Annotated in this window: 16 protein-coding genes and 1 tRNA gene; 14 read left to right on the top strand and 3 right to left on the bottom strand. The window is 68.0% G+C overall.

Annotated features, from left to right (window positions below; translation table 11 throughout):
• The first annotated feature begins 161 nt into the window (after positions 1 to 161).
• The 14 genes from RIF23_RS03290 to RIF23_RS03225 all read left to right on the top strand — a co-directional run bounded on the left by RIF23_RS03290 (position 162) and on the right by RIF23_RS03225 (position 12,478).
• On the top strand, positions 162 to 1,823 hold the full coding sequence (locus RIF23_RS03290) for a CTP synthase (RefSeq protein WP_310910804.1): 1,662 nt from the start codon (positions 162 to 164) through the stop codon (positions 1,821 to 1,823).
• Positions 1,820 to 2,437, top strand: a complete 618-nt coding sequence (locus tag RIF23_RS03285) for an NUDIX hydrolase (protein ID WP_310910803.1) — start codon at positions 1,820 to 1,822, stop codon at positions 2,435 to 2,437. The genes RIF23_RS03290 and RIF23_RS03285 overlap by 4 nt, the downstream gene beginning before the upstream one ends.
• A gap of 87 nt (positions 2,438 to 2,524) precedes the next feature.
• Positions 2,525 to 3,574, top strand: coding sequence for a site-specific tyrosine recombinase XerD (locus tag RIF23_RS03280; protein ID WP_310910802.1), 1,050 nt, complete (start codon positions 2,525 to 2,527; stop codon positions 3,572 to 3,574).
• A 188-nt stretch (positions 3,575 to 3,762) separates the two neighbouring features.
• Positions 3,763 to 4,686, top strand: a complete 924-nt coding sequence (locus tag RIF23_RS03275) for a ParA family protein (RefSeq protein ID WP_310911240.1) — start codon at positions 3,763 to 3,765, stop codon at positions 4,684 to 4,686.
• Positions 4,683 to 5,120, top strand: a complete 438-nt coding sequence (locus RIF23_RS03270) for a hypothetical protein (protein ID WP_310910801.1) — start codon at positions 4,683 to 4,685, stop codon at positions 5,118 to 5,120. Before RIF23_RS03275 ends, RIF23_RS03270 begins: the two co-directional genes overlap by 4 nt.
• A 73-nt stretch (positions 5,121 to 5,193) precedes the next feature.
• The gene (locus tag RIF23_RS03265; RefSeq protein ID WP_310910800.1) at positions 5,194 to 6,135 is read left to right on the top strand and encodes a segregation and condensation protein A; all 942 of its coding nucleotides are present in this window, start codon (positions 5,194 to 5,196) and stop codon (positions 6,133 to 6,135) included.
• A 53-nt stretch (positions 6,136 to 6,188) separates the two neighbouring features.
• A complete protein-coding gene (scpB, locus tag RIF23_RS03260; protein ID WP_310911239.1) occupies positions 6,189 to 6,740 on the top strand; it encodes an SMC-Scp complex subunit ScpB in 552 nt (183 codons plus the stop codon).
• The gene (locus RIF23_RS03255) at positions 6,733 to 7,656 is read left to right on the top strand and encodes a pseudouridine synthase (RefSeq protein WP_310910799.1); all 924 of its coding nucleotides are present in this window, start codon (positions 6,733 to 6,735) and stop codon (positions 7,654 to 7,656) included. Before scpB ends, RIF23_RS03255 begins: the two co-directional genes overlap by 8 nt.
• Positions 7,657 to 7,773: 117 nt before the next feature.
• Complete coding sequence (aroH, locus tag RIF23_RS03250; protein WP_310910798.1) at positions 7,774 to 8,136, top strand: chorismate mutase; 363 nt, start codon at positions 7,774 to 7,776, stop codon at positions 8,134 to 8,136.
• A 49-nt stretch (positions 8,137 to 8,185) separates the two neighbouring features.
• Positions 8,186 to 9,328 (top strand): prephenate dehydrogenase, encoded by a 1,143-nt coding sequence (locus RIF23_RS03245; RefSeq protein WP_310910797.1) that lies wholly within the window; start codon positions 8,186 to 8,188, stop codon positions 9,326 to 9,328.
• Positions 9,329 to 9,452: 124 nt separating this feature from the next.
• The gene (cmk, locus tag RIF23_RS03240) at positions 9,453 to 10,172 is read left to right on the top strand and encodes a (d)CMP kinase (RefSeq protein WP_310910796.1); all 720 of its coding nucleotides are present in this window, start codon (positions 9,453 to 9,455) and stop codon (positions 10,170 to 10,172) included.
• Between the two features lie 96 nt (positions 10,173 to 10,268).
• Entirely contained in the window at positions 10,269 to 11,729 is a 1,461-nt protein-coding gene (gene der, locus RIF23_RS03235) for a ribosome biogenesis GTPase Der (RefSeq protein ID WP_310910795.1), read from the top strand.
• A gap of 26 nt (positions 11,730 to 11,755) precedes the next feature.
• Complete coding sequence (locus RIF23_RS03230) at positions 11,756 to 12,292, top strand: DUF523 domain-containing protein (RefSeq protein WP_310911238.1); 537 nt, start codon at positions 11,756 to 11,758, stop codon at positions 12,290 to 12,292.
• A gap of 112 nt (positions 12,293 to 12,404) precedes the next feature.
• A tRNA-Pro gene (locus RIF23_RS03225) sits at positions 12,405 to 12,478 on the top strand.
• A gap of 77 nt (positions 12,479 to 12,555) precedes the next feature.
• On the opposite strand, the gene RIF23_RS03220 is transcribed toward RIF23_RS03225, so the two are convergent.
• From RIF23_RS03220 to RIF23_RS03210, 3 genes are all read right to left on the bottom strand, one after another.
• On the bottom strand, positions 12,556 to 12,930 hold the full coding sequence (locus RIF23_RS03220) for a tyrosine-type recombinase/integrase (RefSeq protein WP_407659388.1): 375 nt from the start codon (positions 12,928 to 12,930) through the stop codon (positions 12,556 to 12,558).
• Between the two features lie 90 nt (positions 12,931 to 13,020).
• Positions 13,021 to 13,212 carry a hypothetical protein gene (locus RIF23_RS03215; RefSeq protein WP_310910794.1) on the bottom strand — a complete coding sequence of 64 codons (192 nt, stop codon included), beginning with the start codon at positions 13,210 to 13,212 and terminating at the stop codon, positions 13,021 to 13,023.
• A gap of 91 nt (positions 13,213 to 13,303) precedes the next feature.
• Positions 13,304 to 13,537, bottom strand: a complete 234-nt coding sequence (locus RIF23_RS03210; RefSeq protein WP_310910793.1) for a hypothetical protein — start codon at positions 13,535 to 13,537, stop codon at positions 13,304 to 13,306.
• Positions 13,538 to 13,729: the final 192 nt, after the last annotated feature.

Here is a 13,729-nt window from a genome sequence, read left to right as displayed (position 1 = left end):
GCGGAGGTAGGGGTGCCCTGCGCTGATACGATGGTGGCCCGTGGAGTCCGCGGCCTGGGACGCCAGCGCGCCCGCTCGGGCGCGTCGCCGGCGGGCACCGCACGGGCGCCCAGACCGGCCTACCTGGCGTCCGTTCCGCCTTCAACCACGGGAGCAGCACTGTGGCATCCGCCGCACACACCAAGCATCTTTTCGTTACCGGTGGCGTTGCCTCGAGCCTCGGCAAGGGTCTCACCGCGTCAAGTCTGGGGCGTCTGCTGAAGTCCCGCGGTCTGCGGGTCACCATGCAGAAGCTCGACCCGTATCTCAATGTTGATCCCGGGACGATGAACCCCTTCCAGCACGGCGAGGTGTTCGTGACCGAGGATGGTGCCGAGACGGACCTGGACATTGGGCACTACGAGCGTTTCCTGGACACCGAGTTGTCCTCGGCGGCGAACGTGACCACCGGCCAGGTCTACTCCAGTGTGATCGCCAAGGAGCGGCAGGGGGCCTACCTCGGGGACACGGTGCAGGTGATTCCGCACATCACCAACGAGATCAAGGAACGCATCTACGCGATGGACACCGATGGTGTGGACGTCGTGATCACCGAGGTCGGCGGCACGGTGGGTGATATCGAGTCACAGCCGTTCCTGGAGGCGGTGCGTCAGATCCGCCACGAGATCGGCCGGGACAACTGCCTCTTTCTGCACGTGTCCCTGCTTCCCTACCTCGGGCCGGCCGGAGAGCTCAAGACGAAGCCCACGCAACACTCGGTCGCGGCGTTGCGCAATATCGGGATCCAGCCGGATGCGATTGTGTGTCGCTCGGACCGGACCATTTCTCAGTCGCTGAAGAGCAAGATCAGTCTGATGTGCGACGTGGAGGAGTCGGGTGTGGTCTCGGCTCCGGATGCTGCGTCGATCTATGACATTCCCAAGGTGCTGCACCGGGAGGGGCTGGACGCGTTCGTGGTTCGGCGCCTGGGACTCGCGTTCCGGGACGTGGACTGGACGGAGTGGGACGATCTGCTGCGTCGGGTGCACCAGCCCGGCTTCGAGGTCACCGTGGCAATGGTCGGCAAGTACATCGACCTGCCGGACGCCTACCTGTCCGTCACCGAGGCCGTGCGGGCCGGGGGATTCGCGGAGGACACCCGGGTGAATATCCGATGGGTGGCCAGCGATAACTGTGCCAGCCAGGAGGGGGCCGCCCGCGAGCTCGACGGTGTGGACGGCGTGCTGATTCCGGGTGGCTTCGGAGTGCGGGGCATCGAGGGCAAGCTCGGGGCCATCCGGTATGCGCGGGAGAGTGGCGTCCCCCTGCTTGGGCTGTGCCTGGGCTTGCAGTGCCTGGTGGTGGAATACGCCCGGGACGTCGCCGGCCTCACCGGGGCGAACAGCACCGAGTTCGACGAACAGGCACCACACCCGGTTATCGCGACCATGGCGGATCAGCGTGACGTGATCTCCGGGGAGCGCGATATGGGTGGAACGATGCGGTTGGGGCACTATCCGGCCCAACTGACCGAGGACAGTATCGTGGCGGAGCTCTACCAGGCGGAGCGGGTCGAGGAACGACATCGACACCGGTTCGAGGTGAACAACCAGTACCGTGCCGCACTCGCGGAGGCGGGGCTGGTGTTCTCGGGGTTGTCTCCGGACGAGCGGCTGGTGGAGTTTGTCGAGCTACCGCGGGCCCAGCATCCCTTCTTCGTTGCGACCCAGGCGCATCCGGAGTTCCGGTCGCGGCCAACGCGTGGCCACCCCCTCTTCCGTGGGCTGGTGGCTGCGGCGCGGGAGTATGCGAAAACGCGGTCGAGCGTCACGGGGCTGCCGTGACGCTCCGGGACGAGCCCGATGCCTGGCCGGTCGTGGACAGTGTGGAGCGGTTCCGTGGCGGGATCGTGGCCGTGCACACGGACTGGGTGCGGATGCCGGGCTCGGGTGGGACGGAGACCGTGGCTCGGGACCGGGTCACCCATCCGGGATCTGTCGCGATCGTGGCGTTGGATGCGGGCTCTCGTGTACTGCTCGTGCGCCAGTATCGGCATGCGGTGAGTCAGCAGCTGTGGGAGATCCCTGCCGGTCTGCGGGACAGCGACGGTGAGGCGCCCCTGGACACAGCCCGTCGGGAGCTTCTGGAAGAGACCGGTTATCGGGCTGGACGCTGGCACACACTGGTGGACTGTCTCCCGAGCCCCGGATTCAGCGACGAACGGGTGCGGATCTACCTGGCCCGGGATCTCGACGAGGTGCCCACCGCAGAGATCGGGTTCGAGCGGGTCCACGAGGAGGCGGGGATGGTCCAGTCCTGGCTTCCCCTCTCGGAGGCGGTTACGGCCGTGTTGGCCGGGCGGCTGCACAACTCCCTGGCGTTGGTGGGGATTCTCGCCGCGCAGGCTGCGGCCGCGAACGCCTTCGCGGCCTTGCGGCCAGCCGACCGGGTGGAGTGACTCGCTGGCGCGTGCGTGCAGTCCCCCGCCAGCGAACCTGTGGCATCATCGGCAGGTGTGCGAACCTCAGACACACCGGAGCCGGTGGTGGCGGTGGAGCTCGAGGCGGAGGTGCGGAGCTTCCTGACACATCTCACCGTGGAGCGGGGCCTGGCCCGCAACACGCTGGAGTCCTACCGGCGTGACCTACGTCGCTATCTGGAGTTTCTGAGCGCAGCGGGGTACACCCGGTTGGATCAGGTGGCCGAGGCGGACGTGCGTTCCTTCGTGCGCGAGCTACGCTCGGGCAGCGCGGTGCATACCCCACTCGGTTCCAGTTCCGCCGGGCGCACCCTGGCCGCTGTCCGGGGACTGCACCGGTATGCTTTCCGGGAACAGCTGACCACGGGGGACCCGACCCACGAGGTGCATCCGCCAACGCAGCACAGGCGCCTGCCGAGAGCGCTCCCGCTTGCCGATGTCGAGGCCCTGCTGGCCGCCGCAGGAGATGCTGGATCCGAGACCGGAATGTCCCGCTCGTTGCGGGACCGTGCCCTCCTGGAGCTGCTGTATGCCACGGGAGCTCGCGTCTCGGAGGTGGTCGCACTCGATGTGGACGACGTTACCGACACCGTCGACGCTTCCGAGGCTCCTGGCGCGGGCGAATCGCGAAGCTCGGCGCAGGCGGACGGGATTCGAGGGGAGGTGGGTCTGACGGCGACGGTGGTGCGGTTCCACGGCAAGGGGGACCGGGAACGTGTCGTTCCGGTCGGTCGGTTCGCCCGTGCGGCGCTGGACTCCTACCTGGTGCGGGCGCGGCCGGCCCTGGTCGCCGCCGGAACGGGACAGGCAAGCACCGCGTTGTTTCTGAACGCTCGGGGCGGACGGCTGACCCGCCAGGGAGTCTGGGGCGTCCTCCGGGCAGCGGCGGGGCGAGCCGGACTCACCGTGTCGGGGGTGTCGCCGCATACCCTCCGGCATTCCTTCGCGACTCACCTGATCGAAGGCGGGGCCGATGTCCGAGTGGTTCAGGAGCTCCTGGGGCACGCCTCGGTGACCACCACGCAGATCTACACCCTGGTGACGGTGGACCGGTTGCGCGAGATTTATGCGAGGAGTCACCCACGTGCCGCTGCGTCCCACACGCCCACCCCCTAGAGTGTTGCGTTGAATCGTGTGGGGCGACGTTCTAGAGTCGCCGCACGACGGTTTCGCGCTGTCGACAAGGCGAGTTTTCCAGACGGCCGCCCCACGCACGATGCCGCTGCGGTGCGGGTGGGTCCGTAGGGAGGTCAAGGGTTGTGAGCTGGTCCGAGGAGCACGGTACGGGCGGGCAGGACCCGACTGTGGATGGCAGCACCGAACAGGGCCCGGCGGCGCCGGCGAGCAACCCCTGGGGGGACGACGCGTACAGCACGGGGGCGAGTATCAACAGGGACAAGCCGGAATTTCCGGAGCCGGGACCACCGGACCGCACCGGTCCGGCACGGATCATAGCACTGTGTAATCAGAAGGGTGGGGTTGGTAAGACCACCACAACCATCAACCTGGGCGCGGCCATTGCGGAGTACGGCCGACGTGTTCTGCTCGTGGATTTCGATCCGCAGGGCGCACTGTCGGTGGGGTTGGGCAGACTCGATCCGCGCGAGCTCGATCTCACGGTGTACAACCTGTTGATGCAGCGCGACGTGACGATCGATGACGTGCTGATGAAGACCAACATCGACGGTCTGGATTTGATCCCGAGCAATATCGATCTCTCGGCTGCCGAGGTTCAGCTGGTGGGGGAGGTGGCCCGGGAACAGATGCTGGCCCGGGTCCTCGCCCCGATCGCTCACGAGTACGACGTGATCCTGATCGACTGCCAGCCCTCACTGGGGCTGCTCACGGTGAACGCTCTCACCGCAGCGGACGGGGTTATCGTCCCCCTCGAGTGCGAGTTCTTCGCGCTGCGCGGTGTTGCCCTCCTGATGGACACCATCGGCAAGGTGCAGGAACGGTTGAACGAACGTCTGGTGATTGACGGCTTCCTGGGCACGATGTACGACCCACGCACACTGCACGCGCGGGAGGTGCTGTCCACGATCATCGACGGTTTCGGGGAGCGCGTCTACCACACGGTGATCAACCGCACCGTGCGGTTTCCCGACGCCACAGTGGCCGGTGAGCCCATAACCCGGTTCGACTCCACATCCGCGGGCGCCAACGCCTATCGGGAACTGGCCAAGGAGGTGGTGGCGAGGTGGCCGCTCAACGAGCACAACGGATGACACTGCCCGGAGCCTCCGAGCTGTTCCGCTCGACGGGCCCGAGCACCTCGTCCGCGTCCCAGGGTGATCCAGCTGCCACGTCCGCTGTGCCCGCCGCTCCGGCCGCCCAGCAGGCAGGGGCTGGATCGTCGTCGTCGGCATCCAGCGAGGGTGGACCACCGAAACGACGACGTGCCACCGGCAAACCCAGTGGTGCCCCCCGACCGAGTGGGCGCCAACGCCATGATGAGAAAATTACGGTCTACGTTTCGGCGGGGGAACTGCTCGCGTTGGAGCAGGCACGGCTGTCGCTGCGTGCCGACCACGGCCTGGTGTGTGACCGTGGTCGAATCGTCCGGGAGGCCGTGGCCGCCCTGCTCGCCGACTATGACGAGCACGGGGAACAGAGCCTGCTGGCTCGTCGCCTGGCCGAGGAGGAGTCCACCGGCCGCTGATGTGGTGCTTTCTGTGTCTGCGGGGACGGCCAGCGTGGCCTCCAGGTGCGGTAGGTCGTGCCAGGCTGGGAAGATGAGCACTTCCACGGGGGAGGTGGAGCTGGAGGGCTCGGTGGACGAGCAGGTCCAACCGGGAGAACGCGAAGGGTTCCAGGTCCATCTCGACAATTTCGAAGGACCCTTCGACCTGTTGCTGGCCCTGATCTCCAAACACAAGTTGGATGTGACCGAGGTGGCCCTCTCCCAGGTCACCGACGAGTTCATCGCCTACACCAGGGCCCACGAACAGGATTGGGATCTGGACCAGGCCAGCAATTTTCTTCTGGTGGCCGCGACACTGCTGGACCTCAAGGCGGCCCGGCTGCTGCCGCGTGGGGAAGTCGAGGACGAAGCCGATCTCGCGCTGTTGGAGGCGCGGGACCTGTTGTTCGCGCGGCTGTTGCAGTACCGCGCCTATAAGCAGGTGTCCGGGGAACTGGCACATCGCTTCGCGACCCAGGGGCGGCGCTACCCGCGGGCGGTGCCGCTCGAGGAGCACTTCGCCCAGATTCGACCCGAGGTGTGTATTCGGCTGGGCCCCGAAGCCTTTGCCGCGCTCGCCGCCCGGGTGTTCACCCCCAAGGAGCCCCCCAGCGTACAGGTGTCGCATCTGCACCAGCCCAGAACCAGCGTGCGCGAGCAGGCAGCGATTCTGGTGGCGGAGTTGTCGACCGGAGAGACGTCCACGTTCGCCGAGCTCGTCGCCGACTGTACGGGTACCTTCGAGGTGGTAGCCCGCTTCCTGGCGTTGCTGGAGTTGTTCCGCGCCGGCACGCTCGAACTCACACAGGACGAACCGCTCGGCCCGCTCCAGGTGCGGTGGACCGGCGACCGGCACAGCGATCCCATCGCGGCACTGGCAGCGGGTCTCGGCGCCGAGTACGAGTCCGCTGACCAGGAGGCAGGTGATGGGAGCGCGGGCGGAAACTCCGAGACGGGAGCCCGTCCAGACCGACGCGAGGAGGCAGAACAGTGACCGCTGGGGACAGCCGCGGCACGGCGGCTGCGGTACTCGCCGACCCCGGCGATGTGCAGGAGCTGCGACGCCACCTGGAGGCGGTGCTCATGGTGGTGGACCAGCCGGTCCGTGCCCACGAGCTGGCACGCGCCCTGGGGATCGACGTCACGGTGATCACCGAGACCCTGCACGCGCTCGCGGAGGAGTACACTGCACAGGGGCGCGGTTTCGATCTGCGTGAGGTCGCCGACGGTTGGCGCATGTACTCTCGGCCGGAGAGTGCCACGGTCGTGGAACGTTTTCTGCGCGAGGGCCAGGAGGTACGCCTGACCCAGGCGGCGCTGGAGACCCTGGCCGTGGTGGCCTACCGCCAGCCGGTGGCTCGAGGTCGAGTGTCCGCCATCCGCGGGGTCAACTGTGACGGCGTGATGCGTACGCTCGTGCAGCGCGGTCTGGTCGAGGAGTCCGGGCAGGACCCGGAGACCGGGGCCCTGCTGTACCGGACCACCACCTATTTCCTGGAACGGCTCGGCTTGCGTGACCTCGACGAGCTCCCAGATCTGGCTCCGTACCTGCCCGAGGATCCCAACGACATCGAAGGTCTCGACAGAACCGGTGAATAAGCCATCCCGCAAACCAGACAAGCGCCCCGGCGCGTCCGACCGGCGTTCGGGCCGCGACACACGCGGGGGCCGAGAGACCCCGCAGTCGCTGTCGCCGGGCGCTCAGGCACGACTTCGGCGTATCCGCGCCGAGTACGATCCAACCGACGAGGACCGGCCTGAGGGGGACCGGGACAGCTACCCGGATGTGCCTGGTGGCGTGCGTCTACAGAAGGTCCTCGCCCAGGCCGGGGTCGCCAGCCGGCGTGGCAGTGAGGAACTGATCGCCGCGGGGCGGGTCAGTGTGGACGGTCACGTCGTACGCAGATTCGGTGCTCGTGTGGACCCCGAGACATCGGTGGTGCGGGTCGATGAGCAGCGGGTCGTCACCGCAGCGGACCGCAAGTACTACGCCCTGAACAAGCCACGCGGGGTGGTCAGTACGATGTCGGATCCGCAGGGGCGGACAAGTCTGGCTGACTACGCGGCGGAGACCGGGCACCGGTTGTTCCATGTGGGGCGGTTGGACACCGACACCGAGGGTCTGATCCTGCTGACCAATGACGGAGAACTCGCGAATCGGCTGACCCACCCCCGCTACGCGGTTCCCAAGACGTATCTGGCCAGTGTGCGGGGGCCGATTTCCAAGTCCGCGTTGCAGCAGCTGCGCTCCGGGGTGGAGCTGGAGGACGGAGTGGCGCACGCGGACGCGGTGCGGGTGGTGTCGGAGTCCGGGGCGCGGGCGCTGGTGGAGCTGACCCTGCACGAGGGCCGTAACCATATCGTGCGGCGGATGTTCACCACGGTGGGGCATCCGGTTCGAGAGCTGGCCCGCACCCGGGTCGGTCCGGTGGAGCTGCGGTCATTGAAGTCGGGCGTGGTCCGTTCGTTGACGGCAGCGGAGGTCAGTGCCCTCTACACTGCCGTGGGGCTGTGACGGGAACGGTTCGACTGACACACGGCAGTGCGGTACTGCTGTATTGCTGTATTGCTGTGGGGATGCGCTAGACAGACGCGGGCATGTCGCCTCCTACAGGACGGAAAAGGACGAGCAGTGGCGGTACGGGCGATCCGAGGAGCGGTTCAGGTGGAGGCCGACGAGCGGGAGCTCGTCCTGGAGGCCACCAGTGAGCTCATCGCGACGGTACTGGAGCGGAATGGGCTCACCAGTGCCGATGTGATCAGTATCCTGTTCACTGCTACCCCGGACCTCACCTCGGAATTTCCTGCCCTCGCAGCGCGCAAGCTGGGACTGGTCGACGTTCCGTTGATGTGTGCGGTCGAGATCGATGTAGCTGGGGCGTTGCCCCGTGTGGTGCGGCTGATGGCGCACGTGGAAACGGAACGGCCCCGGGACGGACTGGCGCATGTCTACCTGCGGGGAGCTCAGGCGCTACGTCTGGACATCGCGCAATAGCCGGACCGTGGGCCCGGTGCTCTAACCTGGATTTACGACCGCGCATCGGGTGCGCTGTGACGACGCGGGGGTGGTGGCCGTGCGGCGGGTACTGGTCCTGGGCGCCGGGCTGATCGGGACGTCGATCGCCTTGGCGTTGCGGGAGCATGACGTGGATGTCCTGCTCAGTGATCCGGACCCCGCGGCCGTGAGCCTCGCCTGTGATCTCGGGGCCGGAGAACCGGTGCGGGGGTGGTTCGACAGTGCCGCGGGGGACGACGGGGTGGCACCGGCCGACCTGGCGATCGTGGCCGCACCTCCGGCCGCGGTTCCGGGCACGCTGCGCAGTGCCCAGGATCGGGGGGTAGCCCATGTCTACACGGATGTGGCCAGTGTCAAGACCTGGGTGGTCGAGGCGGCCCGCACCGCCGGATGCGATATGACGACCTACGTTCCCGGCCATCCGATGGGTGGGCGGGAGCGAGGCGGTGCCGGGGCGGCGCGCGCCGACCTGTTCCTCGGGCGGTCGTGGGCGTTGTGTGAATCGGATAAGACCGACCCCACCGCGGTTCGTGTGGTGACTGAGCTGGTGGCCCATACCGGGGCGCATCCGGTTCGACTCTCGGCCCAGGAGCATGATCGGGCGGTTGCCCTCGTCTCCCACGCACCACATATGGCGGCTGCGGCTGTGGCCGCTCGGCTCTCCTGCGGGGACAGCCGAGCCCTGGGGCTCGCCGGGCAGGGGGTCCGGGACGTTACCCGGATCGCAGCTGGAGATCCCCAGCTGTGGACCGAGATCGTGGGGTACAACGCGGCGTCGGTTGCGGGCGAGCTCTCTGCGCTCGCCGCCGATCTCGAGGATGCGGCGGCGGCGCTGCGCGAAACCGGTGCCAATCCGCGGCGGGCGGACGGCCTGCACCCGGTCCGGGACCTGCTGCTGCGGGGCCAGGCTGGACAGGAGCGCCTGCCTGCCAAGCACGGATTCGGCCGGGATCGCGACTATACGGTGGTGCCGGTGGTCATCCCGGATGAGCCGGGCAGTCTCGCGCGTCTGTTCCAGGCTGCGGGGGCGGCCGACGTCAACATCGAGGACGTGCGGCTCGACCACTCGCCGGGGTTGCCGGTGGGGTTGGCCCAGCTGTGGGTGGTTCCGGAGGCCGGAGACCAACTGCGGACCATACTCGCCGCTCAGGGATGGTCGGTGCACGCCTGACCAGCACCGGGATCCACGGTGGTCCCGGGAACTGTAGCCTTGGTCGCCGGACTTTGCGAGTGGGACTGCTGCTCGGGCCGGGCAGCTCGGTGCGGCCCCGGGCGGAACGAGGGAAAGAGGATCTGTGAGCGCGCACGGGTATCAGGGACGGAAAGCGGGCGTCGTCGTCGCGATCGACGGTCCCTCCGGATCGGGGAAGTCCAGTACCTCGCGTGGGGTTGCGCAGCGGTGTGGATTGGAGTACCTGGACACGGGGGCGATGTATCGGGCGATCACGCACTGGATGCTGGAGCAGGATGTGGATGTGTCCGATCCGAATGCCGTCGCGCAACACGTGCACCGCCCGCGCATCGCGATGGGTCGGGACCCACAGATGCCGACGGTGTCCGTGGATGACCGGGACGTGGCTGCGGAGATCCGTTCCGAGTGGGTTACCGGACAGGTCAGTGCGGTTAGTGCCGTACCGGAGGTGCGCCAGCGCCTGGTGGCCGACCAGCGGTCCCTCATCGACGCCGCGGTGGAGTCCGGGAACGGTATCGTCGTGGAGGGGCGGGACATCACTACGGTCGTGGCACCACATGCCGATGTCAAGCTGTATCTGACCGCGAGTACGCAGGCTCGTGCCTCGCGGCGCAGTGACGAACGTCAGACGGAGGACGTCGCCGCGACCCAGGCGGCGTTGGAACGTCGGGACCGGCTGGACTCCACACGGAGTACCTCCCCGCTCACCCAGACCGAAGATGCCGTCGAGCTGGACACCACGGGCTACACCCTGGCCGAGGTCATCGACGTTGTCGCCGATCTCGTTGCCCAGGTGCGACAGCACGTGGTCGCTCGAAGCTGAAGCCTGGCTTCGGCACGGGGCGCGCTGTACATGTGAGGATCCCCACGGAACGCAGCCTGGGCGCGTGGGGACGACAACCAGGAGAGGCAGGAACGGGTGGACGACGAGAACAGCCCCCTCGAGGGGCAGCACACGGGGGCGGCGGACACGGAGCCGCGGCTCGATGCCGAGCGCCCGGTTGTGGCGGTGGTGGGCCGTCCCAACGTGGGAAAGTCGATGCTGGTCAACCGGATTATCGGTCGGCGTGGTGCCGTGGTGGAGGACGTTGCCGGTGTGACTCGGGACCGGGTCGCGTACGACGCGACGTGGCGCGGGCGCGAGTTCACCCTGGTGGATACGGGGGGCTGGGAGTCCGAGGCCACCGGTCTGGCGGCGACGGTTGCTCGGCAGGCCGAGTACGCGGCGGCCAGCGCGGACGTGATCGTGTTCGTCGTGGACGTCACGGTGGGGGCTACGGATGCCGACTCGGCCGTGCTGCGCGTACTGCGGGACACGAACCGTCCCGTGGTGCTCGCCGTGAACAAGGTGGACGGGGCTCCCCAGGATGCCGATGCCGCCGAACTGTGGAGTCTCGGCGTGGGCGAGCCCTACCCGGTCAGTGCCCTGCACGGACGCGGCAGTGGCGACCTGCTGGACGCCGTTGTGGATGCTCTCGGGCAGCGTGCCCCACGGGTGGACCCCGCGGCGCAGGGGGACGAGGGTCCGCGGCGGATCGCGCTGTTGGGCCGTCCCAACGTTGGCAAGTCCAGTTTGCTGAACCGCCTCGCCGGTGAGGACCGAGTGGTTGTCGACCCCATGGCCGGCACGACCCGCGACGCCGTGGACGAAGAGGTCCAACTCGGCGGCCGGACCTGGACCTTCATCGACACGGCCGGAATTCGACGCAAGTTTCGGAACCTGCAAGGCGCGGACTACTACGCAACCATGCGTTCCACGGCGGCGTTGAATCGGGCTGAGGTTGCGGTGGTGCTGCTCGACGTGTCCGAACCACTGGCCGAGGGCGACATCCGGGTGGTGGAGCAGGTGGTGGAGTCGGGACGGGCGTTGGTCCTCGCCTGCAACAAGTGGGACCTGCTGGCCGGGGACGAGGAGCGTCGCCGGTATCTGGAGAAGGAGTTCGACCGCCAGCTGGGGCGTGTCTGGTGGGCCCCCCGGGTGAACATCTCGGCCCACACCGGGCGGCACGTGGACCGAATCGTGACAGCGGCCCAGCAGAGCCTGGACGGCTGGGACCAGCGGATCTCCACTGGCCGACTCAACGGTTGGCTGAAGGAGCTGGTGGCGGCCCAGCCGCCGCCGGGGCGGGGCGGACGCGTGCCGAAAATCCTGTTCGCCACGCAGGCCGGAACTCGCCCGCCCCACTTCGTGCTGTTTACCACGGGTTTCCTGGAGGATTCCTACCGGCGTTTCCTGGAGCGGCGGCTACGGGAAGAGTTCGGGTTCGCTGGCAGTCCCATCCGGCTCAGCATGCGGATCCGAGAGAAGCGCAGCGGCACCTCGGGCAAGGCCTCCAAGGGGAGCCGGCGCTCGGAGCGTTCCACGCGGCGGCGACGCTGACCGGTCCGGAGACGACGGACGTGCATATGGAATCGGTCCTGGTGAGTGCCTGCCTGATGGGGCGGCCGGTGCGGTTCGACGGTGCCGCCAAGCCGGTTGTCGGGTTGACGGGAGATGGCGATGACCATGCTCCGGGCGCGATCCTGGCTCGGTGGCGTTCCGAAGGCCGGGCGGTGGTCTACTGTCCCGAGGTGGGGGGTGGGCTGGGCGTCCCCCGGCCTCCGGCCGAGATCGAGAACGCAGCCGGAGCGCGGGCCGTGCTGGACGGCACGGCCCGGATCGTCACCCCCCAGGGCGTGGACGTGACCCGCGCCTATCTCGCCGGTGCGCACGCTGCCCTGGAGACCGCCCGTTCGGCGGGGGTCCGTGTCGCCGTGGTGAAGGAGTCCAGTCCGTCGTGTGGACTGCGCCAGGTCTATGACGGAACCTTCGCTGGGAAAACCGTGAGTGGGCCCGGTGTGACGACCCGGTTGTTGCTCGACCACGGCATCGCGGTCTACACCGAGCGCGATATTCCCGCGGCCCAGGCGCACCTGACAGCCCTGGAGCAGGGTGGTCCATGAGGCCTCGATCAGCCGCGAAACCTCCCCGAGGTGCCGGCCGCCGTGTGTCTCCAGCACCCGTGTGAATGCGATAGAGTTGATGCGGCGCAGGCGGAGCGATCCCCTGCACCACCGGGACGTGGCGCAGTTTGGTAGCGCACTCGACTGGGGGTCGAGAGGTCGTGGGTTCAAATCCCGCCGTCCCGACTCAGGACCGGAGTCTGCGCAGGTAGGCGCCTGGTTGCGAGACGCAGCGAAGGCCGGTTGTCCGGTTCAGTGCACATTCAGTGCACATTCAGTGCACACGGTTCGGAGCGTCCGGCCTTTCGTGTACCGCGCCCATTGCCTTTACGCGGCCCGTGTCCATGGCGTCGGCGACCTCGTCGAGCCGGTCTGGGAAACAGGTGTCCGTAGGTGTCGAGGGTCATGGTCGCCGTCGCGTGGCCGAGCATCTGTTGAACCACTTTGACGTCCGCGCCCGCTGCGATCGCCAGCGAGGCGGCCGTGTGCCGGAGCTTGTGCGGGGTCAACCCGGTCCCGTCGAGTCCGGCGTTCGTCCGCGCCTTGTTGAACTCCCGGATGCGCCAGTTGTGGATGCGCAGTGGAGCGCTCCGCTTGGTCGTGAAGACGTGGGCGTCATCGCCGCGTCTGTCGACCAGCGGTTTCAGCTCTGGGCCAAGGGAGGCGGGAATGGGTACGGTCCGCCGCTCATTGGTGTGGGAAGCTGTTTCAGAAGGTCGCCCTTGATCTCAGAACGCGACCGAGACGCGGATGCGGCGCTTGTCAAGGTCTACCTTGTTGGCCCGTAGGGCCGGCGCCTCGCTCCACCGCAGTCCGGTGTAGGCGAGGTGCCGGATCAGCGCGCGGTTCACCGAGGAGGCCGCGGAGGTCTGGTTGTACTTCGTGCGCAGCTCCGCCGCCGTGTTCGCCAGGGTTTCCACCTGCTCATAGCTGAGGTAGACGTGTTCGGCGTGACTCGGTTTGGGGGCGGGCGCCTTTCGCCGGGGTGCGGGGGATCCGGCGAGGCACGCATCAGCCGAGGATCATGGACAGCACGGCGTGCGCATGGCAGGTCTGTGACGCGCCCAGGGTGGCGCCGCCCTCGTCGCGCGGTTTCTGGAGCTGGGCGACCCACACGGCGATGTCCTCAGCGTGGATCGCGTTGAGGGGGAGGTCGCCCCACCGGTCCCGGTGGTGGCGCTCCGCGCCGTCGTGGGGGGTGGGGCGGGCTGTGGGCTGGTGTCCGGTCTTGGACTGTCCCTCCATTTGGGGTGCCGCGTGTGTGTTGCGTTGGGGGGAGGTGGCCGGGTGCTGGGGGGTGGTGGGGCAGGCTGTTCCGGGTCGTCGTAGGGGTCCGGTGGCACGGGATCGTGTGACCGTGGCCGTGCGCCGCGAGCGCCGTGGCGCGATCGAGCACCACGGACCGAGCGATCGGGGACGCCGTGATTCCCGCCAGGC

The organism is Lipingzhangella rawalii, assembly GCF_031628175.1.
GTDB lineage: Bacteria > Actinomycetota > Actinomycetes > Streptosporangiales > Streptosporangiaceae > Lipingzhangella_A > Lipingzhangella_A rawalii.
The sequence above is the reverse complement of the archived record's forward strand: the minus strand, read 5'-3'. Positions and strand labels throughout refer to the sequence as shown.

What these genes read in the sequence shown, in the direction of transcription:
- RIF23_RS03270 (WP_310910801.1), top strand. Translation starts at nt 4,683, where the DNA reads ATGACACTGCCCGGAGCCTCCGAGCTGTTCCGCTCGACGGGCCCGAGC.
- RIF23_RS03265 (WP_310910800.1), top strand. Translation starts at nt 5,194, where the DNA reads ATGAGCACTTCCACGGGGGAGGTGGAGCTGGAGGGCTCGGTGGACGAG.
- RIF23_RS03230 (WP_310911238.1), top strand. Translation starts at nt 11,756, where the DNA reads ATGGAATCGGTCCTGGTGAGTGCCTGCCTGATGGGGCGGCCGGTGCGG.
- RIF23_RS03210 (WP_310910793.1), bottom strand. Translation starts at nt 13,537, where the DNA reads ATGGAGGGACAGTCCAAGACCGGACACCAGCCCACAGCCCGCCCCACC.